At 32.9% G+C, this 26,233-nt stretch carries 19 protein-coding genes; all 19 read right to left on the minus strand.

The window, feature by feature from the left end:
• Positions 1-13 precede the first annotated feature (13 nt).
• Positions 14-1,990 (minus strand): hypothetical protein, encoded by a 1,977-nt coding sequence (locus IGI49_RS07315; protein ID WP_429963975.1) that lies wholly within the window; start codon positions 1,988-1,990, stop codon positions 14-16.
• 196 nt (positions 1,991-2,186) lie between these two features.
• Positions 2,187-3,167 carry an NAD-dependent epimerase/dehydratase family protein gene (locus IGI49_RS07320; protein WP_429963976.1) on the minus strand — a complete coding sequence of 327 codons (981 nt, stop codon included), beginning with the start codon at positions 3,165-3,167 and terminating at the stop codon, positions 2,187-2,189.
• A gap of 56 nt (positions 3,168-3,223) precedes the next feature.
• The gene (pseC, locus tag IGI49_RS07325; protein ID WP_429963977.1) at positions 3,224-4,402 is read right to left on the minus strand and encodes a UDP-4-amino-4,6-dideoxy-N-acetyl-beta-L-altrosamine transaminase; all 1,179 of its coding nucleotides are present in this window, start codon (positions 4,400-4,402) and stop codon (positions 3,224-3,226) included.
• Complete coding sequence (pseI, locus tag IGI49_RS07330; RefSeq protein ID WP_429963978.1) at positions 4,402-5,448, minus strand: pseudaminic acid synthase; 1,047 nt, start codon at positions 5,446-5,448, stop codon at positions 4,402-4,404. The genes pseC and pseI overlap by 1 nt, the downstream gene beginning before the upstream one ends.
• A gap of 2 nt (positions 5,449-5,450) precedes the next feature.
• Complete coding sequence (locus tag IGI49_RS07335) at positions 5,451-6,869, minus strand: GNAT family N-acetyltransferase (protein ID WP_429963979.1); 1,419 nt, start codon at positions 6,867-6,869, stop codon at positions 5,451-5,453.
• Complete coding sequence (locus IGI49_RS07340) at positions 6,853-7,692, minus strand: cytidylyltransferase domain-containing protein (protein WP_429963980.1); 840 nt, start codon at positions 7,690-7,692, stop codon at positions 6,853-6,855. Before IGI49_RS07340 ends, IGI49_RS07335 begins: the two co-directional genes overlap by 17 nt.
• A 2-nt stretch (positions 7,693-7,694) precedes the next feature.
• Positions 7,695-8,708, minus strand: a complete 1,014-nt coding sequence (gene pseB / locus IGI49_RS07345; RefSeq protein WP_429963981.1) for a UDP-N-acetylglucosamine 4,6-dehydratase (inverting) — start codon at positions 8,706-8,708, stop codon at positions 7,695-7,697.
• 119 nt (positions 8,709-8,827) lie between these two features.
• Entirely contained in the window at positions 8,828-10,243 is a 1,416-nt protein-coding gene (locus tag IGI49_RS07350) for a lipopolysaccharide biosynthesis protein (RefSeq protein WP_429963982.1), read from the minus strand.
• Between the two features lie 4 nt (positions 10,244-10,247).
• Positions 10,248-11,315 carry a polysialyltransferase family glycosyltransferase gene (locus tag IGI49_RS07355; protein ID WP_429963983.1) on the minus strand — a complete coding sequence of 356 codons (1,068 nt, stop codon included), beginning with the start codon at positions 11,313-11,315 and terminating at the stop codon, positions 10,248-10,250.
• A gap of 1 nt (position 11,316) precedes the next feature.
• Complete coding sequence (locus IGI49_RS07360; protein ID WP_429963984.1) at positions 11,317-12,630, minus strand: O-antigen ligase family protein; 1,314 nt, start codon at positions 12,628-12,630, stop codon at positions 11,317-11,319.
• Between the two features lie 155 nt (positions 12,631-12,785).
• Positions 12,786-13,742, minus strand: coding sequence for a beta-1,6-N-acetylglucosaminyltransferase (locus tag IGI49_RS07365; protein ID WP_429963985.1), 957 nt, complete (start codon positions 13,740-13,742; stop codon positions 12,786-12,788).
• A 12-nt stretch (positions 13,743-13,754) separates the two neighbouring features.
• The gene (locus IGI49_RS07370; protein ID WP_429963986.1) at positions 13,755-14,843 is read right to left on the minus strand and encodes a glycosyltransferase family 1 protein; all 1,089 of its coding nucleotides are present in this window, start codon (positions 14,841-14,843) and stop codon (positions 13,755-13,757) included.
• A gap of 17 nt (positions 14,844-14,860) precedes the next feature.
• Positions 14,861-15,901, minus strand: coding sequence for a glycosyltransferase family 2 protein (locus IGI49_RS07375; RefSeq protein ID WP_429963987.1), 1,041 nt, complete (start codon positions 15,899-15,901; stop codon positions 14,861-14,863).
• 13 nt (positions 15,902-15,914) lie between these two features.
• Positions 15,915-17,306 carry a sugar transferase gene (locus IGI49_RS07380; RefSeq protein ID WP_429963988.1) on the minus strand — a complete coding sequence of 464 codons (1,392 nt, stop codon included), beginning with the start codon at positions 17,304-17,306 and terminating at the stop codon, positions 15,915-15,917.
• 123 nt (positions 17,307-17,429) lie between these two features.
• The gene (locus IGI49_RS07385) at positions 17,430-19,592 is read right to left on the minus strand and encodes a glycosyltransferase family 2 protein (RefSeq protein ID WP_429963989.1); all 2,163 of its coding nucleotides are present in this window, start codon (positions 19,590-19,592) and stop codon (positions 17,430-17,432) included.
• A gap of 2 nt (positions 19,593-19,594) precedes the next feature.
• Positions 19,595-22,777: a glycosyltransferase gene (locus IGI49_RS07390; protein ID WP_429963990.1), complete on the minus strand. Its 3,183-nt coding sequence runs from the start codon at positions 22,775-22,777 to the stop codon at positions 19,595-19,597.
• 2 nt (positions 22,778-22,779) lie between these two features.
• Positions 22,780-23,985 (minus strand): ABC transporter ATP-binding protein, encoded by a 1,206-nt coding sequence (locus tag IGI49_RS07395; RefSeq protein WP_429963991.1) that lies wholly within the window; start codon positions 23,983-23,985, stop codon positions 22,780-22,782.
• A gap of 13 nt (positions 23,986-23,998) precedes the next feature.
• Positions 23,999-24,811, minus strand: a complete 813-nt coding sequence (locus IGI49_RS07400; protein ID WP_207705065.1) for an ABC transporter permease — start codon at positions 24,809-24,811, stop codon at positions 23,999-24,001.
• Positions 24,812-24,977: 166 nt separating this feature from the next.
• Positions 24,978-26,228 carry an EpaQ family protein gene (locus tag IGI49_RS07405; protein WP_429963992.1) on the minus strand — a complete coding sequence of 417 codons (1,251 nt, stop codon included), beginning with the start codon at positions 26,226-26,228 and terminating at the stop codon, positions 24,978-24,980.
• Positions 26,229-26,233 lie beyond the last annotated feature (5 nt).

A 26,233-nucleotide genomic window follows, 5' to 3' on the forward strand; every position in this document is an offset into this window, starting at 1 on the left:
TAATCAAACCCGATCAGTGCAACTCATAGATTCTAATATCTGAATTTTCGAATACAACTTTCTCATTGAATGATACTTTGGGATGCAGAGATTTAGTCACAACTATATATTTTACACCTTCTTTTTTTACTTGTTCTAATTCCGCATTAACCTCTTCACTGAAGATTGTAGATACTATATCAAATCTTTTTCTTATTAAATCTCCATACGCGTCTCTCTGATAAGCAAATCCTTCGAGATAATTTCTTCTCTCTGAAAAAGCTGAGTAATAATGATAGCGATAATTGCGATTTCGAATAGTGTTTCTTAAATCAGGATAGTCTTCTTTAATAAAAAAACTACGATCGGTTAATATGATGTCATTTTTTTGGGAATGATTCTTTAACCAAATCATACCCTGATATTCTTTTCTTGAAATGGAATCCCCCTCACTTTGAATTTGTGGCACAGTAATCGAACCTGTATTTTGTGCAAAATTTATACCTCCCTCGATAGCAAGCTTAGTAAAAGTGTTCGCTGAAGTAAAAATTGGTGCTAAGGAAATTAAGACAAGTAACAAAGCACTTGCCTTGATATTTCCTATAATACTTGTTAAAATGTCAACAGCTTGCAATAAAATTAATGGTACAATTGCCATATAAAAATAATATTCTGAAGCTCCATCTTGTCTGATGCAAAAATTCAAGACAAGTCCTCCCAAAATAACCGATGACAAAAAAAAGTTTAAACTCTTGATTTTTAAAGGGTGTCTCAAATACAAAAGTAGCCCAAGGATATATAGCGGCATAACCCATCTTAGTATTTCCAAATTTAATAGCCATTGTATTAAGCCAAATAATACTGCTACTGCCCTAAAAATAATAATGCTTTCAATTTTTCTATTTAGCAAAAATTGATAAAAAGTTGAATCTTTTATTATGCTCCTTCCAAAATCAAGCCCCAATCCTAAAGAGCTGCTCCCAGCGTCACTTGAAACGAAAAGGTTGCTATATAGAAGATAAAACAAGCCTGTTATAATAACGATAAAAGCAATTATATTTTTGTAATCTTTTCTTGTTTTTATAGCTTTATATGCTATGGTAATAATACAGCCACAGTACAGCAACACGCCCATAGGAGCTTTGGAGTATAATGACCCGAATAATAATAGAAATAATGGTATTGCGTTAATAATAAATTTATACATTTTTTCACTTGTTTTATCCAAAAGTACAAAAATAAAATAATAAATAGCCAGTAATTCAAACGCTAAGGCTAACCCCACTCCAGATGGATATTTGAAGATGTGTACAAATAAAAAACTTCTTTCAATGATAAACAAAAGCATTGTAGTAGCTGCCGCTAACAAATTTGAATTTAGGCACTTTTTTGCTAGAGCAAACATCGTACAAAATAATAATATAACTATCCCCAATTGTGAAAAACTATAAAAGGTACTAGCAACAGAAATCCCACCTATAAAAAAGTCCATCATAGCTATATGGACATGCATTCCAAAATGATAATGCATCGGCACCTTTAGAACTCTAAGGTCTTCAATTGGTAATCCTAACTTGATCTCTACTATGTTTCCAATATGCCAAAGACTATCTACGTAATAGGAATAAGACTCTTTTTGACCAATTAGCAAGTTTGGTAATGTAAAAGCTACTAATACCGTAACTAGACTCAGCATAACTATGAAGTTTACATAAAATAGTGTATTAATATCAATCTGTTTGCCTGTAAAACTTCCACGCGATGATTTTATCAGTATAACACAACAAAAACCAGCAAGAAGTAGCATAGTAAGGTTCGCAAACTGGAGTAAATTCATGATACTTAGTAAGAAGTATAAAACAATATTTATAGCAACACCTACTCCATAACTAAACACATTAAAAAACAATGGGTCATTAATTTTTTTTTGATAAAACGAACAAACTGTCATCCCCGGCAAAAAAATAATAAAAAATTGAAAAACTAGATATTTCAATGAATTAATCAACATTACTTGACTCAAAAACGAAAGACATAGCACATAAAGTATTATGATAAAAAAAACAAAGAAGCGATATATACGATTCATAAAACCCTCCGAGATTAAATGACTTTAAAATAAGCATGCAAATAGAAATAATTAATCATACTTCCTTACGCTTCCATGCACACGAATCATTAGTATGCTTTATAAATCAGTCATTAATTTAGTTACCAGCTACAATATTGATCATATTCTCATAGATTAAATATTTTTTTATCCCATCTTGTATTTTATTACGTGGTCTATAGCTAATGGTCTTTAAACGAGTGATGTCTGCCACCGAATTCTTAATGTCTCCAATACGCTCTTTTTTGTAGTTGATAGGCAGCCTGACTTGCAACTCGTTGTCGATTATTTTGATTAATGAGTTTAGAGTAACCGCATTCCCTGTACCTACATTAAATTGCTTTCCCAAAGCATTCGTATTACTAGCCACTAGCAACAATGCTTGAATGACATCATCAATAAAGACAAAGTCTCTAGACTGAGAACCATCGCCAAGTAATGTAAATGTAGCCTCTTGACCTGATTGACACTTCTTATATTGATCTACTAAAATAGAAATTACTCCGCTATATGGAGACCTTGGATTTTGATTTGGTCCGTATACATTAAAGAAGCGAACAACACTAGTCGGAACACCATATAAATGATTGTAATTCAGTACATACTGTTCTCCAGCGAATTTATCAACTGCGTATGGTGTTAAAGGTCGAATAACCGATTCTTCTTGTTTAGGTAGAGTTGGTTCATCTCCATAAACTGCAGCAGAAGAGCTGAATACTAAACGCTTGATTTTTTTTTGGTATTTACGGGTTAGTTCAAGAAGAGTTAAAACACTTTCAAAATTCACTTCATGAGTCTCTACTGGTCTTTCAACAGAATCTGCCACACTTGCTATAGCTGCCAGATGAAAGATGTAGTCAAAATCATTTTTAGACAAAATATCTTCCATCAGCTTGCTGTCCGTTACAGATCCTTTAAAAAAGTTTATATTGGAGTTTAGGGAAATATTTTCTTCTTTACCCATTGATAAATCATCAATCACGACAATCTTGTTTTTCTTTCCGGAAAGGTGATTTGTAAGTGTTGAACCGATAAAGCCAGCACCTCCAGTAACTAATACTGTATTATTCTCAAGCATCACTATAAAACTCCTTTTCTTGTTGAGTTTGATTCAAGTAGCATTTCATTTAATTATTACGGATTGAATTCTTTTAATTTTTCCACCACATATCTTTGCTGTTCTTTAGTTAAGGTCGGAAACATAGGCAATGATATCTCTTTAGAATAAAATTCCTCAGCTACCGGATAATCCCCACTTTTGAACCCAAAATTATTTACATAATAAGGCTGTAAATGAACTGGTATATAATGTACTTGAACTAATATTCCGTTCTCTCTTAAGTAGCAGAATAATCGTTTCCTTATATTGGGATCTTTTACTTGTAATGGATACAAATGATATGCATTTAAGTTTGCAATAGTTCCAATTGAATCCGGAGAAATTTCATTTACCCAAGATAAATCGGAAATAGCTTTAGGTAATTCTAACCACTCTACGTTACTCAATAATTTATTATACCTATCAGCAATTTTATTTCTAACATACAATGAGTTATTTAGTTTGCGCATTTGACTAATTCCTAAAGCGGATTGCAAATCAGTCAGCCTATAATTATATCCCAACTCAACCATTTCATAATACCATGGTCCCTCTTCCTTAGTTAATTCTTGAGGTTCTTTAGTTATTCCATGCGTGCAGAATCTTTTTAATTTTTTATAGTATTCCTTTGAATTGGTAACAACCATTCCTCCTTCACCGGTAGCAACATGTTTCACTGGATGAAAAGATAATATAGTCATATCAGCATAGTCAATTATGTTTTTACCTTCCAACTTAGCGCCGATGGCATGTGCTGCATCATGGATAATAACGCGCTCTTCCCCAACAATTTCTCTAATCGTCTTCAAATCTACTGGATATCCAGAATAGGAAACGGGTGTGACAACTTTTGTATCTGATGTCAATGCACTTGATAATTTAGCAGGATCGATGTTATGGGTATCTTTGTCTATATCCACAAACTTTGGAACTGCACCGACATAAAGACCAGCATTAGCACTAGCAACAAAAGTATTAGGAGACGTGATGAATGTCTCACCTTTCTTAATTCCAGAAACGTGATAACATGCATGTAATGCTGCAGTTCCGTTACTAAAAGCAACTGCGTATTTACACCCTAAATATTTTGCAACAACTTCCTCAAACTCTCGAACTTTGGGCCCTTGAGTCATATAAGGTGATTTTAAAGTCTCAACAACTTGATCAATATCATTTTGATCTATAAATTGTGTCCCATATGGAATTGGTTTCATTAAATATTCCACCCTTCAATATCATTTGTTTTAAGAGGTGTCCCTTTTGATAGGTCCCTTGTTGCTTTTTTTCCTATTACATTTTTTAAGAAGCGAGGTGGTAAACCATCAGATGGGCGAACAGAACGTACATTAGTATCATTAAAGATTTCTCCTACTTTGATATCTTCAGCAACAAATAACGAACGAGCAAATTTTCTGTTTTTCAATTTTTTTTCTGTTAACGAGTGGTCAACTATACCAACTGCTTTTTCAGCTAACCTAACCTGTTCAACCATCTGTTTAAAATCTTTAGGAGACATTGAAAACTCTGCATCAGGCCCACCAATAGATTTGTCTAATATGAAATGTTTCTCAATGATACGAGCTCCCATTCCCACTGACACAACAGGCACAATAAAACCCATGGTATGATCTGACAATCCAAATTCAACATCAAATTTTTTTTTATAATCGGCCATCGTCAACAAATTAGCATCTTCAATATTCGCAGGGTATGCAGAAGTTGTCTTTAGTAGAACTACATCATAGTTACCGACATCGTGACAAGCTTTTAGTGCCCTTCGAATATCTTCCTCATCTGCTATCCCTGTTGATATAATCATTGGTTTCATTTTAGACGCCGCATATTCAATCAACGGAATATCCGTTATTTCGAATGAAGCGATTTTATATGCCGGTGTATGTAATTCTTCCAATAAATCAACTGCTGTGAAATCAAATGGAGAAGAAAAAATTGGCAAATTGATACTTGCGCAGTATTCAAAAAGTTTTTCTGTCCATTCCCAAGGCATATAAGCTTCACTATACAAATCATAAAGCGTACGATTGTCCCAAAGAGTACCTTGATTGATTCGAAAATACTTATTGTCGACATCTAAAGTTATTGTATCAGGTGTATAAGTTTGGATCTTAACAAAGTCTGCGCCGCTCTCCTTAATTGCATCGATTGTTTTTTTTGCAATATTGATATCATTTCCGTGATTAGCTGAAAGTTCTGCTATAATCAGAATTTTTTCTGTAGTACTTTTTCCACATATTCTCAAGACTAATCCTCCTTAACAAGTAGTTTTCTAAAAATAAAAAGATTCTGGTTTTCTTCCCACTTTACGAAACCACTTTTCTCAAAAACCTTGATTGAACTTATGTTGTCATTTAGCACTTCAGCATAGATTATGTTGACTGAAGTTTCCTTTTTTAAATACTCTATTGCTAGGTCCAAAAGGTAGCTTCCTAATTTCTTTCCTCTAAGATCTAAAGTGAAGCTTAGACTAACTAAAAACTGTTTATCTAGAGTTTGCGAAAATCTTATTTGACCTAAAAATTTTTGATCAACTTTTCTTCGTATCACCAAGAAAAAAGTATGCTTGTCCTCATGTTGTTTGCGCAACCACACCTCATGTGAATCAAATGAAAAAAATTTTTTACTTTTTGACCACTTTCTTACACCTGCGGAAGAAGACAAATCATAGATATCTTTGCTGTCTTTTAATTCCATCTTATCCATTTGAACAGACTGTAAGAGAAGATCATCAATAACATTATTTGCTCCATTAAGCTTGTATTTCTTTTGATTATTTACAATGTTAAGTCGATTATTTATTTTTTTGGCTTCTAAAAAAACATCTGGTAAATGATGTATGTTCGCTACTGTGAAAGCTAACTGATCTCTTTCCAGTAATTTAAGATTTAAAGACTGATTTTCAGCAACTTTAATAGCTAAAAACGGAGTTTGAGTAGCTATCAGTTCAAATATTGTCTGGCCTGCTCCAACTATAGCAAAATCCGCCTTGATCATTAATTGTCTAATCTGGTGTTCATCCAAGTTATGGTATCTATGAATATTCTCCGGCCAAATAGATTCATCATCTTTATATACTAGGTGAATTTCACTATTTGGAAAGTAATTCATACAATTATCGACAATCTTACGACTAACACCTAATACATCTGTTCCACCAATCATAACTAAAATATTTTTTATATTTCCACAATAGGTTCGATTTACACTCTTAGAAAATACTGGTCTAATTAGTGTATATGTGCTCCCTAACAAAAATCTAAATTGTCTATTTCCCCTCGGATAAATCAATTCATTAGCCAAGAAAGAGGGGTTTACAATCGTTCCTCTACTATAACGAAAATCATTGTTGTCATCTATGATATAAAGTTGATGTTTTCCGTTCGCTAACTTTGAATAATGTTTTTCAGACGCAAGGTATGAATCCACAATAATGCAATGCGGCTTTCCTCCTATGAGACTGCTCAATTCGTCATTTCTCTTCCAATCAATGTATGAAATATTACTAATCTTAGCAAAGTTTTCAATCGGCTCTGTTTCGGCGATAATCATTTCACAATTTATTTTTCTAGCTTCAAGAACTTCTTTTAATGCTAGGCACCTATATATGTGCCCTAAACCAATCATTTTTGAACCTTCAGTTAAAATTTTAACTTTCCAAGTCACTAATTTCACCTTCTATAAATGAGGCAGCGCGAATAAGATCCTGTTTTTTTGCAAAACGATACACTTCAAACAACTCCTGTCTCAAAGAATCAAATTGTTTTTTTTGTGTCACTGCATTATTAATAAAGCTTAGCCATGGGCATGTTTCATATAAATCAATTAAATCGTAAAGCCCAAAATTTCCTTCTGGAAACTGCTGATATAAAGCGCAAATAGCCATATAGTCTTCATAAGTATCTAAGGTAACTCGAATGTTAGAATAGTCTTCTTTAGCGACTACTTGGCTAATATTGAAAAATTCCTTTTTTGTCTTGTAAATATAAGGTGTTACGTGCTCTTTCTCAAACTCTTCGGTAGCTGAATGAAATGCTTGTCTAAGTGCCACGAAAGAAAAAACCTCTACATCTAACCCATGTGGATAAGAACGACATAAAGTGTTTGAACAATAGTCATTATCAGCTTTTAAAAATCCCCTTATAACTTCGTCTATTACCATAGGATCGATACACGGACAGTCACCAGTGATTCGAACAATTACATCTAAAGAGTTTTCTTTAGCCGCTAAATAATAACGGGAGAGAACGTTATTAACGTCCCCTCTAAAACAAACTATTCCATTCTTCGTTGCTAATTTCTCAATTGGGTCATCCACTGAATCTAATGTTGTTGCTAGAATGATTTGATCTATTTTTTTAGTTTTATTCGCTCTTTCGATTATCCATTGCAAGTTTGACTTTTCTCCATCATATGGAAATTTCATTAAAACCTTATTTGGTAAACGGGAAGAACCCATTCTAGCTTGTATGATGCAACCTATCTTCATTTTTAATCTACCTTGTCAAGTTTCTTTAGTGCCTTCTCCAAATCTTCTACGTTTAGCCATTCAGTATTTGTTCTTGAATTATACTCAAAACCTGGTTCAATAGATTTACCACCCGTCGCAAAATAATCATTAGCATTCCACCACTCAAAATTAGGATACACAATATAATGTTTATCATACTCAAAAGTAGTTCTTGAATCGTCTTTAGTTACCATTACCTCATCTAGCTTTTCACCTTCACGGATTCCAACCTCAATAAACTCACCTTCAGGATTCATTGCTTTTGCAAGGTCTGTTATCCTGAACGATGGGATTTTCGAAATATATGTTTCTCCGCCACGAGATTCTTTTAGTGCCTTGAACACCAATTCAACACCCTCTTCTAAGGTTATCCAAAAACGAGTCATATTTAAATTAGTGATAGGAAGTCTTGTTTCCCCTTGATTGAGTAAATCTTTAAAAAAAGGAATGACTGATCCGCGACTTCCAGCAACATTTCCGTATCTAACTACTGAAAAAATCGTCCCTTCTTTGCCCGAATACGCATTTGCTGAAACAAAGAGTTTATCTGATACTAATTTAGTGCCACCATACAAATTGATTGGATTTACTGCTTTGTCAGTAGATAGGGCAACAACTCTTTTTACATTACAATCTAATGCCGCATCTATAACGTTCATAGCACCATTAATATTTGTTTTTATAGCTTCAGTTGGGTTATATTCAGAGGCAGGGACTTGTTTCATTGCCGCAGCATGAATAACATAGTCGACACCTTTAAATGCTCGATAAAGTCTTTCTTTGTCGCGAACATCTCCAATAAAAAATCTTAATTTTTCCATTTGCTCATTAGTTAATTTTTCAGAAAACATATTTTTTACTTGCGATTGTTTGAATTCATCTCTTGACAAAATAATGACTCTTTCTGGATCATACTCTCCAAAAATCATCTCAATAAATTTTTTTCCAAAAGATCCTGTTCCTCCAGTAATTAGAATACTTTTTCCATTCAACATAAAAATCCCCTCCGAATTAATTCATTATTTACAAAGTCGCTTTTATCATATCACAATTTGCTTTACTATTAAATAAGAATGGTACGTTGCAGTATCAATGTCCTAGATTTAAATACACCTTAATCTTTGCCCGTAAACTCTTTTTTATTACGCAAAAAGTAGACTATCGCTGTAAAGATAACCATTAATAGTAAAAAGTAACGTAGGTAAAAGTGATCTATTAAAAAGTGTAATGTTATAGAAAACAAGGATATTAATACTATAATATACCAAATATTTTTAGTATTAAATAACTGTCTTTTAGTAATTTTTTTTGCCATATAATAGTGAAACAGAAATAGCAGAAAGTATGTAAAGACAGTTGTATAACCCGCAGCAATAATTCCATATCGTGGTATAAATAAAACGTTTAGCCCAATATTTACTGCAGCACTAGCAACTGTGCCTATTGCAATATAATCGGTCTTTTTTTCGTAGAACTCAGCGTTTACTGGTAGACTATACAAAAATTGAAAAAAGTAGCCTAAAGAGATTGGAATTATTAGTGGCAACCCTGAATAATATTTTGTCGGAGCCATAATTTTAGCCAAATCTACTGACACAATCATTACAATAACTGATATCATAGTAAAAGCAGCTAAATAGTAATTGCTAACTTTCTTTATTTTTGCATAGTCTTGTTTATTCATCTCACCATAAAACCATGGGACCCATGCATTATTAGTCGAAACCCATATTACACTTAAAATAATTCCAATATTACTTATATAAGAATAAACTCCACTTTCCGCTGGGCCAAGATAATTATTAATCATTATTCGATCAAATTGAGCTAGCATAATATTCGCTAAGGAATGTGGGATTAAGGGCAAAGAAATTCGCAAAGCGTATTTCCACTGTTTGTAATCAATGAAGTGTCTACCCTTTAACATGATATAGAAATATATTGACATGCCAATAAGAGCAAAAGACAGAGTTCCTCCAACAACTCTTCCAATATACTTATCATATGAAAATATTGTCTGCATCAATAAAACAGAAAACAAAACATTAATTATAGTCGACATAAAGGATAAAAACAAATACTTAAAATGGTTAAAATTTATTGTAAAGTATGCCTGAACATAGGAAATGATAAACATTGAAAAACTTTGAAGTAGCATCAAATTGAAAATAGTTTGATTTAAATCAAAAAAGTCATTAAATAATATAAAATAGATGTTTCCCAAAAATACAATTACAATCCACGACAATGTAGCTAAAAAAAGAATTGATGACATAAATTCCTTAATTGAATCTTTATAGTCAAAACTAGCATTGTTAATAGCTGAATTCAGACTAAGTCCAACTAGTATTGAGAAAATAGATACAAATGAGGCAAAATTATTTATCAATCCATACTCAGCTTGAGTAGTTATATTAACGAAAATAGGAATTGTTATAAAAGAAATCCCCTTAATAAAAAAATTTCCTATTGTGTACCAGAAACTTGATTTTACCAGTTTTGACTTCATCAACATTTCCAAAAATTTCATACACTCACCTTAAATCTCTTTCCAGTTCTTCCCAAGTTTCCGGGAGAAATACTTTACTTTCACTAACTTTATTAAAAGCATTGCAAAAATCGATTAGTTTCCCTAATATCACTTTTTTTTCTAAGGGAATAGCCTCATTGTACGTATTTAATAATAATTTAGGCAAAAATATTGACTTCATAGGTTGGTCAAACATCAACAATGGAGAAAACGCGATAGTTGATAACGGACTTAGTAAAATAGTATCTGAAAAATCATTTTCTAAAATTAGTACTTCAAACGGTAACTGACTCTCTAACATCTCATTTTTGTAGTATTTTTTAGTAGAATGGTTACGTGGATGAAGCTTTACAAAAAAGCGTTTTTTTAATTTATTGTACTGCTTGACTTTTTCCGCAATATCAGCTTCATTTATTCCAAATCCATCATTTTCCAAAGGTTGATCAAAATAAACAATACTTTTTCTGACATAATCAAGAGAGTTTACTCCGAATATAAAACGAATTTGCTCATCAATAATGCTATCTTTTTTTATGGTCGGAATTCTTCTTATATTATCTCTTTTAAGCATTAGTAAATCAGGACGATATACATAAGAAAAATGCGCTTTTTGCAAAAAAATCGAGTGTGGATTTACTAGGTTAAGCAATCGTTGTTTATTAATAGAGGTAGAAAATATTTGATCCGATAAATAAGCACCTATACCGTCCTCAATGTAATTAAAATATATATTTGGATTTTTTTTACGCATACTACTAAATAAAATTTTCGAGAAGTAATTCTCCCCTTGTATAAACATTTGGTCATAACTAACTTTCAAAATATTTGTCATTTTACTTTTCCCAGTTACTAATGAAAATTTTCTCTGAAAAAAGTTCCCCATTTTCTCAGGTTTAACAAAAAAAACATCCTCAAAAACATGCATTTCCTTAAGCCGCTGATAATAGACCTCCGCACCGCTGAATTCTGCGTAAACATACAAATCTTTTTTCTCATTTCTGTAATAAGTATTTATGACATTCAATATGTTGATGATGTGCAGTGGAGTCCAACAAATAAACGCAAGTCTCATACTAGTTCACCTTCTTTTGGAGAAATGTCGTGGATAGTATGCCAAGGTAATACCAAAAAATTAGTGATATTACATCACGTTTATTAAACAACAAATGTACCTCTACTAATTCATTTACAAAGAATGAGAGCAATAGAATTAGAGACACTCCTAAGAACGCCATATTGAATCCCGATATGTTTTTTCTATTTGATCCACTGAATAAAAATACTTTGAATAAACTTAAAATATTTAATGCGTAATACACATATACGATCAAAAAGCCTACAATTCCCGAGGCTAATAGTACCTGTAAATACCCATTATGCATATTCCCATGAGATTTTTCTAGAGAAATTAGATTTTGGTCTGTTAATTTCCTTTTGTTAAAATTTAATTTGCTACTAGAGAAAAAATCAAGTTCTCCAAAACCGAACAAAGGTTTTTGTGAGAGTACACTTATACCGCCTTTCCAGATATTAAATCTTCCCGAAGATATCTCACTGCCTTCTTCCGAATGTTCAACCTTGACAGGTACCTTATTCGATTCATCAGAATTATCTGTTTCTTCTAAACCTTCTAAATCATTTCTATTTTGAGTTACAGAAATATATCTTGGTGGAATGGTACCTAAAATCTTTTTAAAACAACTTGTTCCAACTCCTATGAACAATAGCAAACATATGGTACCTAAGATTATTTTTTTTGTATTAATACTGTTTGACATTTCTCTGGTAAACTCTTTATTGAAAAATAAAAGTAGTAGTGCTGTTAAGAAAAAAACAAATGTGATCTGAGTTCCTCTAGAAGAAGACAACGAATTAAAAACCACTTGTGTTATGAAATTTATTAAATATAAAAACACTATTTTTTTCTTTTTAAATTCAAGCAATAATAGGTTGATGAAACTCAGCACTATCGAACAATATCCGAACAAAGCACCCACATTCGGACTCGTATAAACTCCAAACAGTCTATGCTCTAAAAAGCCTTGTCTAGCAGTAACTCCTGCAACTTCGGTAGGTACACGATATCCAAGCAACATAAAGAACTGGATTACAGATATTAATCCTGCAATAAAAATCATGAGAATAAATACATTATTAAACTGAATTAACTTATTCTTTCTAACCTCAATGCTTTGAGAGAAATCTACTGGAAAAATCACAAAAATGGATATTAAAAGGTAACCAAAATTATACATCATTGGTAAAAAATTGTATTGTCTATTAAGTAATATAGTAAATAAAAAACTAATTGTAAGCATAAACAAACAGATTTTAAAAGGAATACGATAGATATCTTTTTTTAGCAGTAATTGATAGACAACAAGCATCCCTCCCCACAAAAAGCATATCTTCATAGGGATATTGGAAATATTTAGAGTACTGGGCATAAAGTAAACAATGCAAACTATTAAGGTAATTAGTCGAAAAAGATCACGGTTTAAAATTGTTACATTGAGAATTCTACTGAGTTTATTCAATAGCATTATCCAACTTTCAAAATTTTTTTGTCAATCAAATCTAATAATTCGTCAGAATAACCTGTTTTTACCTTTCTGACGAATAATTTTTCACTTTTTGAAATAGCTTCGAAATCATCTTCATTAAACCACTTTGTCATAGATGTATCCAACAAATGAATATTAGCTAGATTAGCAGTTTGAATAGTCATATCATTTTCGTTATCCAACTGCATTGGAGTATCTTCACCTCCGACAATATTTTTTTCTCTATATTTAGATTGGAAGAAAAGTGTATGGAAAAATTTTTCATCAGGAGCAAACATCCCAAATCTAAAGTTTACGAAACTATCTTTGTCCTTATCGTAGATATCCATTAGTTCAACTAAACATTCATAACTTAACGCCCACCACTGTGAGCCTTGATATAAGTCAAATGCATGACACCTAACCTTATTAGTTAGCTTTATTCTACGCAATAACTTATTGACACTTGCCCTAAGATAGTAAAAAAATTTTGAATTGGTATTTCTAATGAAAGGATAATCATGAATCTGATAAACATCGATGTGTTTACTAAAAAAATATTTTTGAGGATGTTGATCCATATTTATTCCACGAATAAATTCTATTTGCTCATTTTTTAAAAGATAGTCGTAAATATACTGGGCTGGCTTAATAGGATAATCAGCACCTGATAACAATACATATTTTATATATTTCTTTTTACGCTTCAATGCTTCATTTACTAAGTTAATTTCAGCTTGAACAATAGAAAAACCACCCCAATAAATTTTAGATCGTAACTTATCATCTAAAAAGGAGATATTTTCATAACCAAGAAAAAGCTTCTTGAAAGGGAGAATATCACTTTTCTTATCAATATGAATAATAAAGTCAGCTTGATAATTGATACTGTCAACTAGTCTTTTCAAATTAGCGATATCATTATGCGCTAAAATTAAATAACAAACTTTACTCAAAGAAATCACTCACTATTCCGTTAATTCATATACTTTCAACATTTGACGAAGAGTATAATCTACATTGTAAGAATTTAACTCCTTAGTCATTTTGTTCTCATATGGTTTTTGTAAAATCTTTTGTGCCCATTCACTTTTAGAAAGTCCCAAAGATATGAACGTAACATTTGGGGTTAACTTCGTTTCTTTAGATACCCCTTCTGATAAAACAAGCTTTTTTTTACTTGCTTGTGCTTCCAGTGCTGCCATAGGTAATCCTTCATAATATGATGTCATAACAAAAACATCTAATATAGCTAACATATCAGGAATATCTCTCCTATTACCCAAAAGTAGTATTTTCTCAGATAAACCTCGTTCATCAATGTATGACTGCAATTGTTTTCGAAGACTTCCGTCACCAATAATAAGCAATTTACTGTCTGGATCTATTCTATTTATTTCGTTGAAAACATTAAACAAAAAAAAATGATTTTTTTCTTTTTCTAATCTCCCAACAGTCCCAATAATCACTGAACTGTTTATTATTTTTAAATTATTTTTCATTTCGTTGATTCTATCTTGATTTTTCGTATAAAGAGATAAATCAATTCCGTTGTGTACTATTATAAATGGAGTATCCTTAAATAAACTCTTACCTGCTTTTTCACTAACAGCTAAATAGTCAGTAGCCGTACTCAACAGTAATTTTGTCAAAAAAAATCTTAAAACCCTAAAAATAATTGAATTTCCTTTTCCATCTTCAACTGAATGACTATGAGCTATTCTTTTTACTATACCATTTCTTTTAGCTAACCAAAGATTTATTCCACCACCAAAATAAACTTCATTATGAACAATATCAAAAGTCTCACTCTTTAGAAGCTTATTTACTTCTACTAAGTACTTGAAAATATTTTTTTTAGGATTTGTCACGATAAAGAAGCGTCCTCCTAAACTCTTTACTTCTTCATGATAATCAGTAACCTCTTTGTAATCATCGTAAATCAAAAAATCAAATTGATATTTAGATCGATCAATTTTTCGATAGAGATTCATCATAAAAGATTCAGCACCACCTAAACCCATTCTCCCCTGAAAATGTAATACACGCTTGGTCATACATAACCTCCGACATTTTAGTATACACGTTTGAAGAAAGCCATTATACCTGGCATTTTAGTTTCTACAAAACTTCCAATATGTAATAATGCAACAAAAACTATACTAGGTGAATTGTATAAAAATTTAGTAAGTCGTTTAATTTTCGTATCTGCTATTGCTATCTTCTTGGCTTTTAATATATCTTCATCATCTAAAATTTTTTGAAGTATTTCTTTTTTTTGCGTAGTAGAGAACTCGTCATTCTGAATAATAGAGAACAGTACAGAAGTTACTCCTTTCAAAAATAGTGAAGCTACTCCCTCTTCGTTTCTTTCTTCTAATATTTGATTCGTAAGCTTATAGAATTTTTTGAAACTCTCAAACTTTTTATCATGGTACTTATTTGTTATTCCTTTGCCACCATCGAATTCATAAAAATATTCAATTTTTTTATTTAATACTACTCTTTCACAGTGTTTAAAATATTCCAAATTGAATATACGATCTTCACAACTTTGGTAGTTCTCAAATTGTATATTTTTATTAGCAATCAAGTCATTACGATAACACTTATTCCATACAACATACATCATTTGCTTATTCATAAGATAGTAAATATCATCAAAAAAATCTTGTTGAGTAGTATATTTTTTCCCCTCAACTACGTAATTCTTCTCAGAAACAATACATTCCTCAGATCTAGAACGAAAAGTAAAAGAACTAATTATTAAATCTGTATCCGGATTTTTCTTTAGCAATTCACGATAATCCTCCAAAATGTTCTCATTAAGTGTATCATCAGAATCAAAAAAAAGAATATACTTGCCACTCGATCTCTTTAAGCCATAATTTCTTGCTAACCCGGGACCTTGATTTTTAGTAGTAAATACGTGAAACCTTTTGTCTTTAATTGTAAGGTTTTCAAGTATCTGTCTAGTTCTATCAAATGAACCGTCATTAACCAAAATTATTTCATAGTCTTCCCCGTCTATCTTTTTTAAGCGCTTGATCATTTTAGAAATATTATTTTCGGCATTATATATCGGAATTATTATACTGAATAGTAATTGTTCCATAATAGCTCCTTTATTATTCAAAAATCCTTAAGCCTTCGAAAGACAAAGATTCGAGATTGTCTATTCTATTTTCTTCTATTACACCCTCGGATGATACTTTATCAAATAATATCTTAATCGTTTGAAGTAAAATCTTCATGTCAAGCATCAAAGAATACTTTTTAATATAAAGCAAATCAAACTTCAACTTACTATTATAATCAGAAACATACTTCCCATAAACCTGAGCATACCCAGTAATACCCGCGCGAACATTATGTCTCAGATAATAATAAGAGTTATCTTCATTAAATTGATCTACAAAGTAAGGTCGTTCTGGACGTGGTCCAATGATTGACATATCCCCTTTTAAAACATTGACCAATTGTGGTAATTCATCAAAACGAACAGCTCGGATAAACTTACCTACTGGAGTAACCCTAGCATCATTGCTTTTCGCTAACACTGGACCAGACTTTGCTTCAGCAGTCACAGACATTGAACGGAACTTGTAGATAGGAAACTCTTTTTGATCTTTAGTAATTCGAATCTGTTTATAGATAATTGGTCCAGGCGAAGTCATCTTAACTAAAATTGCAGTTAATAATATGAACGGTGAAGCAACTACCAGTAAAACTAAAGAAACTACAATATCAAAAATTCTCTTGAACAGTGCATCTTCTGGTTGAATATTAAAGCCTGTCGACTCAATAATGCTTTCATCCTCGAAGTTCATGATGTTCGCATTAATAGTAATTAGATTTTCGAATGTTGTGTTTAAGAAAAGCTTCTTATCCTTTCGAGTGACTAACTGATAGATTTTGATCTTCTCTTCTTCATCCAATTTTGAAGCCAGATAAACAATGTCAATCTCATCAATTAACTTAACTAGATTTTCGTAGCAATTACCGATAATTACAGCGCTCACCTTATGCTTATTATTTTTATGTGTACTGAAATTTTGTACAGCGGAAGCTACATCTTTTTCCCGGCCTACAATGACAACTTTTTTATCTGAGCCTAATCTCATGTAAAGCTTATAGACAGCTATTCGATAGATGCTTAATAAAATTATTCCTATTAAAAAGGAATAAAAAATGACTGATCTAGGAAAGGCAAACCACCGTCCTGCAAAGGTGATAATCATTATACCCAAAGACATCAAAATCTGTCCGATAACCGTAACGAAAATAATATCACTACTAATACGATTATAAAATATGTATGTTCCCAACAGCATATTTAGCAGGATGAAAAACATCGAGATAAATACTGCAGAATTCTCAAATGTCTGAAAATTTCTCAACGGTATCTCTCCACCAAACTTAAACCAAAAACTTGCATAAATAGACAAATTATATACTAAAACGTCCAACACGATTATGAACACCCGACGCGCCATTCCCCATTCGCCACTCTTATTCATATGTAAACTACACTCCTACTCTTCAGAATAATCCATTTTACATCTTACCATAGTCATAGCTAAAAAAATAGAAAACTCAAAAAAAGTAATAAAAATGAAAGAAACAGTATTTGAAAAAGCAGTCTAGTTGACTGCTTTTTCAGTAATTGTTCTGACCGAAAAGTCTCCTCTGCTCCTAGTTAAATTAGGATTATAGTAAGGATCATTCTCAATATATTTGGACCAAGTTTCTTCCATATAAGCTGTTTCCTTTTTAAAACGTTCTAGCTTTTCAGGAGTATTTTCATATCCTCTAGATTGAGACTCGAAATGGTACAACTCTGCTCCGTGCAACCATATATTGTTATGTCCTTTTTCATACTCACGTAGGCATAAGTCAACATCATTAAAAGCTACAGTCAATTCTTCATCAAAACCACCCAGCTCTGAAAAGTCCTTAGCCTTAATCATCATACACGCAGCAGTTACAGCTAAGTAATCCACATTGATCTCAAGCTTCCCAAAATATCCAAAATCACCTCTAGGAAAAGTATGATGTCCGTGACCAGCAGCACCACCCATACCTAAAATTACTCCTGCGTGTTGAATCGTATTGTTAGGATAATAAAGCTTTGCACCCACACAGCCAATTCGTTCAAACTGTGCGAAGGATACCATTTTAGTCATCCATTCTGGTGTAATCACTTCTGTATCATTATTCAAGAAAAGTAAGTATTTTCCATCCGCTTTCTTAGCTGCTAAGTTATTAATGCGAGAGTAATTGAATGGAATATCTATTGACTCAACTGTGAAACGATCATTTAGTAGCATTTTGTAGTTATCATACAGTTCTTGCATTTCAGGCTGGTCGCTTCCGTTGTCAGCAATGATTATCTCATAATTAGGATATGTTGTTTTAGCAATTATGGAGTCTACGCATCGCTTAACATCATCATAACCATTTCTAGTCGGTATAATTATACTAACCATCTCTTCTTTTAAAATAGCATAATTTACATCGTACAATCCGTTACCAGCAGCATGAGTTACCTCCGCCTTGATTTTTCTACGTTTGATTGCATCTTGTACGGCCTTCAGCCCCGCATCAAAAGCATAACTTTTCGTTGATTGATCAGCTGCTGTAGAACTTGGCAGTATCCGCCAATAATATAATACTTCTGGAATGTGAACAATTCTTTCAGCCGTAGTTTTTTCAGTAAAACGCAGGACTAAATCATAATCCTGCGATCCTTCATAACCGACTCGAAACCCACCAATCTCGTTCATGATGGAACGACGATATACACCTAAATGAGAAATGTAATTGGTTCCTAGCAGTAAATCTGGTGACCAATCTGGTTTAAAAGCTGGATCAAATCGTTTGCCGCTCATATCAATCTTATCTTCATCACTATAGATCAAGTCTATGTCAGGATTGCCGTTTAAGCACTTAGCAACCTCATACAACGCAATAGGAGAGAGTTCGTCATCGTTATCAAGTAATGCAATAAAGTCTCCTGCAGCGATTTCTAAAGCTGAATTTGTCGCCCGGGAAATATGTCCATTTTCTTTGCGATAAACTACTTTAATTCTGTTATCAGACTCTCGAAACTTTTCTAACAATGGTCGCACAGTGGCATCTGTGGAACAATCATCTGCAATACATAGTTCCCAATTTGAGTAGAATTGACTTTGAACAGATTCAATACACTTAATTAACCATTTTTCTTCTACGTTGTAAACAGGCATCAGAATAGAAATAAGCGGATTGTAGTTAAATGCTGAGATTTCTTTTTCAATTAATGATTGGTCCCATTGCTCATGTTCATTAATCCATTGTTGATAGCTCTCATCACTTTGTTTACTTTGTTCAAGTTTTACTCTTCTCAAAGTGCTTTTTATTCCATTACGTTTTAAATATCCTAATCCTTTTCGGGCTTTTCTATAAAAAGACTGGATTTGGTTGGTTTGGCCGACATTACTACCTAAGTTTATCTTAGGATCAATCATTTCAGTTACACTAGTCTTGTCTGCTGAAAATATAACCGGAATCTTTTGATTTTGATCCTTAACCATTATCTCTAATAAGAAACCCATCTGCAAAGTTGCACTTGTTTTATGAGCTGCTGCTACATCAGATCGAACATGAAAACTTGAAGAGTACTCAATAACGTTCTCTGAATCAATATGGATTTCAGGAACAGCTTTATTCTTTTCTTCAAGTGCCCACCCCTTAATAATTGTTTTCTTTTGATTTGGAAGATATTCACTGCTATCTATACAGACAAGAATTTTATCTTCTGACATATCTATCCTCCTATACTAAATTGGTTACTATTAAGATAAGGATCTTCTAAATCATTCATGGAATACTTAGACTCTAACTCTGTAAAGACGCCCTTAGGTAAAGAGAACCGTACAGTCTGTTCACAGATCAATTCAAAATATGGGTCAAAAATATGTTTTCGTTTTAACTCTTGGTGTACCCTAATACTTAAGTCTACTCCTAGAATTTGATCACTTAACGCTAGGTCAAAACCGTTAAGTTGCTGAAAGTCACTTTTAGCAATGATCAGACAATCTTCAGTAGTAGTATAAATTTCTCTAGGCAATGTCGGACGGAAATATGTTCCAATTGTTTTGTTGGATAACCCTTGCTGTTCATAGTAAATCGTTTGCTCATTCGGCTTAATGAGTACCCCACAATTCAATATCGCGTCCTGAGTACTGATAACTTTACCTGAAACAAGTCCTATTTCAGGCAAACGAATAAAATTCATAGCTTCATTTAACCAATTTTTTGAGGATGGATACTCATCCGGTGCCATAAACACTATATATTCACCTAAGGCAGCTTCAGCAAGTTCGTTTACGTTTTTAGCATCCACATATCGGATATGCTTGTCCTCTATCGCTAGTTTATTTTCCTTAAAAAGCAATACTTCGTAATCTTGCCAACTTGTCATTTCCAGTAAATTAATAAGTACTTGCTTTTCTTTCAGGGGTTTCGTGTATACAATTGTTACCTTTCCATTTTTTTGATAAGTAAAGTCAACTTTATAAGCACCATAATTTTTCGTCATAGACACTTGGCCTGCCAAGCTACGACGCTCCAAAGCAGCTTCAATTGCTTTTTGACCAGCAATATAAGCGTATTCTTTACTCTGAGGATCCATAGCTACTGAGGTTTCAATTGTTCTCCAATGATACAAAATTCTAGGAATATGATGAATTTTTTGTGCTGCTTCTGTAGCTCGAAGAACAAAGTCATAATCTTGGCTTCCATTAAATTCTGTGCGTAAACCACCAATCTTTTCAATAATTGATCGTTTAACTACTACAAAATGAGTAATATAATTGTGCCCAAGAAGTAAGGTTTCGTTCCAATTAGATTTAAAGAATGGGTCAAAACGTTTACCACTCATCGATAATTTATCTTCATCTGTATAGATGAAGTCAATGTTGGCGTCCTCATTAATTGCCTTAACTACCTCTAAAAGAGCCGTTTCAGATAAAATATCATCATTATCTAAAAATCCGATGTATTCTCCAGTTGCTACTTCTATTGCTGAGTTCGTTGCTTCAGAGATATGCCCATTCTGCTCACGAAAAACGACCTTAATTCTTTCATCAGCAGCACTTAACTCTTGTAGAAGTGGTTTGATATGTGCTTTAGGAGAAGCATCGTCTGCTAAACAAAGCTCCCAGTTCTTATAAATTTGATTAGTCAATGAGCCTACACAGGCACGTAACCATTTCTCATCTACGTTATAGACAGGAACAACTAATGATATTTTGGGTTCAAAATCTAACTGCTGTGTTTCTTGCAATAGTCTTTCCTTGAAGTCAACTTCATCTTTCTCAATCCATGCTTCATAATTTGCACTGATTGATTTTCGATATTGATAATTCTTATAAGCTTGTGACACACCTTCACGTTTTACTGAACCTAAAATACGACGTACCTTTTTTATAAATGGTGTACTAGTTTCTTTAGGCATGCTCACGACTACTGGAAATACTTCATAATTGGCAGATACTAACAATAAGTTAATTGCATCTTCAATTTGCAGGTTTTCAATTGTCAAGATAAAACCATACTTTTCCTCTAACGGAAGGGTAAAGGTCTCATTTACATCCGGTCTTAATAAACGAGTTACTTGATAATCATTAGTCTTCTCAGCCAACAAAAATTCTAACTGCTTTTGATCGCTTAGCGAGAATCCCCACCCCTTGATAATGACCTGTTTATCCATTTCATTGTTTTCCACGGTTTCGATGTTTATACGAATATCTTGTAGATATTCTTCCGGCCTTTTATAAGGGATTCGTGACAGTTGATTTTCAAACTCGTTATAGTAAGTCAACTTAAGATTAAGTAATCGCTGTATTTTTTTAGTTTCGCACAAATCATTGAATAATTCTTGATCTACTGATGAGCCTTGCTCTTCATCAATAACTTCTATTGATAGAGTATATTCTTTACCAGCAATGTCTTCACCTGAAACAGTGACGTATGGTTCTTCCGAGATATGATTAAACATAAAAATATCATCCTTGAACCAATTGGCATTTGTTTCCTTGATGGTCAACAATCGATTTTCGCAAACGACCGATAATTTTACATTCGCTGGGAGTCTTCCAATAACAATTCTAAGACTTTCTGTAGCCTCAGGCGCCTTATGAGTAGTTATTTTGTTTTCTCCATTGCTATTATTTAATATAAAAGGCTCCATTTCAAAAGAGTCTGCAATTAAATAAGCTAATTGGATTTGTTTATTGTAATTTGAATTAGCAGGAATCTTGCGTTCAGGGACAGTAACTGCTTCTTTTCTCAAGGCAAAAAAATACTGGTATACTTCGCCAAAAGGACGGTTCTTAAATGAATAGCGCACCGGTGTTGGCAATTGATCATAGGATGTCTCAATTTCATTTTGTCCTACTTGAGCATAGGTATAGTCTTCCCTTCTCACATGCAAATCCAATCGGTCAAATAAATCGTAAAAACCGTTTTGTGTATAAAAGCTGTTGTGTGTCCTATCTAACAGACCATATTGTTTCCAATCCAATTTGTTATTAAACAAATCAATAAGAACAGAATTATGAGCAATATTAGGAAAAGTAATCAAGATTTCGCCATCTTTAGCCAAAAAATGCCGTGCTTGGCGTAATGCTTCTTCAGAATTCGTCAGGTGTTCTAGAACATCCGCAAAAATAATGTAGTCGAATTTTTGCCCTGCAAAATAATCTACCCATTTGTATTCCTCAATGTTACCCAAAAAACCATTTTGAGCAACACTCATTACATGATCGTATAAGACTGTATCAAATTCTACAATTGATACTTCGCATTTTTTTTCATGGATTAAATAATTTGTCATTCGACCATTACCAGGTCCAAATTCTAGAACGCGACTGTTTTCATTTATCTGGCTGATTATTTTCCCTACACTGGTCTGCTCATCGAGAGATAGATCAAAATCATATTTCATGGTTATATTCTTTCCTTCCATGTGTGATCTAAAACAACAATGCCTTCACCCACATATTTACCTGTAATAAACATCGTCAAGTAACGTGTTTTATAAACCAAGGGGACTGTTGCATTTTCCTCAAAAACAGCAACATCAAAATAATATTCTCCACCTAACAAAGCCATCTTTTCATATTCTAAATAATAAACATTCTCACCCTTTTTCCAGGGAATATTTTCTTCATCTAATAGCGTATTTAAACCACAAACATATTGGTTGTCTACAGTGCGAATAGCTACACCTAGAACGGGGCGCTTAATAGAATCATCTTTTACATAATATTTTACTTTAACAACTACCTTACTATCCTGCTCTACAATTTCTAATGGATTCAAATCTCCATTTAGCAATTCAGCAGATTTCACCTCTACAATATCATACGCCGAAAACTCTTCAGAAGAGGAAGCATCACGATCAATACTTTTCAAAGACTTTTTCTTCAAAAAGTTTTCGTATTCTTCCGTTATTTCCATTGTATCGCCTTCAGCACGTATCACACCATCTTTTAACCAGTATACGCGGTCACAAAAACGACGTACTGCATTTACGTCATGAGATACAAATAAAACTGTTTTTCCAGCATTACGAAACTCAGTAAATTTCTCCATACACTTTAACTGAAACTCTAAATCCCCTACAGCTAACGCTTCGTCAACAATCAATATATCTGGATCAACATTTATCGCTACAGCAAAAGCCAATCTAACAAACATCCCACTTGAATAAGTTTTTACTGGTTGATATAAATGATCTCCAATATCAGCAAAGCTAATAATATCATCTACTTTACTTTCCATTTCTTCACGTGAGAAACCTAGAACCATTCCGTTAAGAAAAATATTTTCATATCCACTGTATTCAGGATTAAACCCTGAACCTAATTCTAGTAACGCAGAGATATTTCCTTTGATATTAATCTCACCATCAGAGGGTGACAGTACTCCAGTGATTATTTTTAAAATAGTAGATTTTCCAGATCCGTTCTCCCCGATAAAACCAATCATTTCTCCTTTTTTTACATCAACATTTACGTCGTTTAACGCATAAAATACTTCATGGTAGGTCTTTCTGCTAGGACTCAAAGCCTCTTTCAAACGATCAGAGGGTTTCTGATACATATCGTACTTTTTGGTTAAATGTTTTATTTGAATAACTGTTTCCGTCATAGGTTTTATCTCCTTATAATACATCAGAAAAATGTGGTTTCAGGCGTTTGAATACCACACTGCCGATAACTAATAAAATTAAAGTAATTATCCAAAAGTAAACAGATAGTAAAGGTTTTTCCCAGAACCATTGTTCACTAAAAAAGGCATCCCGATATCCTTGAACAACATAGAACATTGGATTCAATTTCAAAATAAATTGAATTGTTGGATGTGCCTGAAATTGGTTAATGCTCCATAATACGGGAGTTCCCCACATCAAGGCCTGCATAATTACTCCGATAAATTGATTGATATCTGGAAAAAAAGGTTGAATGGAAGAAGTAATCCACGTAAGACCCGTCAAAAACATCATCATGCAGAAAAGATAATAAAAAATTTGCAAAGTATATAAACTAGGCATTGCCTGATTAAAGATCGCCACAATAAAGGCAATTACAATAAAAAAGGCATGCATGTAAAGATTGGAGAATAATTTTACGCTTGGCAATATTCGAATGTTAAATACAACTTTTTTTACTAGATAGCTGTACTCGCGAAAAACATTCGTTGCAGCACCTAATACTTCAGAAAAGTAAAGCCAAGGAACTAAACCAGTCAAAAGAAAAACTATAAATGGATACTTACCATCGGTCATCGCGGCTTTAAAACCCACTCCAAAAACAAACCAATAAGTCAGCACCATAACAATTGGATTAGCGAAGGCCCAAAAAATTCCAAACGCTGAACCAGCATATCTTGCCTTAAAATCATTCACTGAAAATTGTTTCAGGAGTACTCGGTTACTATAAATCTCTTTAAAGAAACTAATCAAATCTTTAATCATTGTATTTCCCTTCATTACACTAGATTTTCTATTTATTTAGATACACAATTGAACGAGTATCATTAAGTTGATTAACGGTATTATTCTACAGAATTCAAAGTTTAAAAGCAAGTTTCCCTAAAGGAATAAGCTTAGATATTTGAAATATCTAAGCTTATTCTTAAGATTATTTATGACGTGAACTACGACTTCTAGTTTGTTCATTAATCACATCATAGTATTCTTGATAATCATAGTAATCATCATACTCGTATTCTTCATCTTCAAGTGTTTGTTGACCAGCAAAACCTAATAAACTGAACGTTAAGGGGATCCAGAAACCAGCATTGAGCGTATCCTCCATGACAGATTGAAGTAAAATTCCGAAAAAAGCAATCAGAAAACTATAACGAGCAACCACAAAATCTTTTTTTAAGATAATTGACCAGACATTATACAAAATGAATAGACAGACCAAAATTAAGCCAACAATACCGTACTGTCCCAGAATTGAGTTATAGCTGTTGTGATAGCCTAAAACTTCACTTCCCCTATGATAAGTAAAAGGATACATACCAACCAAAACCTGCTGACCTGTTTCAAATAATTTTTCGTAAAACTCCCGCCAAATCTCTTCCCTGCCAGTAAAAATATTGACTTCATCAGAAAAAGCAACAAAATAGGATATTGGAAAAATTGCGGTTAGAAAAATGGTATATGCTCCACCGTAAAAATATTTTAATTTTTCTTTAATATTCTCTGGGAATACATCCAAAAAGACAAAGCAGACCATTGCCACAAAAGAAGCTTTCGATTGGACTACCCAGGTACCCACCAATCCTGACAAATAAATTGGATAAATAATCCAATCACTCCATCCTGTTCTTAAAGACTTAAACAGGCAGGCAGACAATAAACTGGCTGTCATAACCGATGCACCTATTGTGTTCGTGTTAATCCAGATTTCTTTCAGTTTATTCGTTGGTGACCAGATAGAATCCCCATCGACCGGGGGGGGCATCTCCGTAAAAATACGATACATTGTAATCAATAATATCAGTAATAGAATGCTTGCAAGTAAGGTACGAATCCACTTATTGAAGTATACAATTTTAAAATCGATAACTACTACTATGATTAAAGCAGGTATCACATTTTGAAAAAAACCAGCACCCCGTAAATCAGAAAACAGAGAATAAAAAGGAACGCTCGCTACTGCTAGTATTACCCAAAACCAATCAGCAATACTTAAACGATAAATATTTAAAAGTAATACGAAAATTGCACCATATGTTACATAACGAACCATTGCAGTATAGAGGTCTAGCATCGGTTGAGTACCAATACCTCGCGTCCAGAGAAAGTAGCACGCACAAATCATTACAAAAAGAATGAAAAGGCTTATGGTATTTAAAATATTTGTATCGTTATCTCGCATTTTTC

This window comes from Enterococcus sp. AZ071 (assembly GCF_050499065.1).
GTDB classification, from domain to species: Bacteria; Bacillota; Bacilli; order Lactobacillales; family Enterococcaceae; genus Enterococcus_A; species Enterococcus_A ferrettii.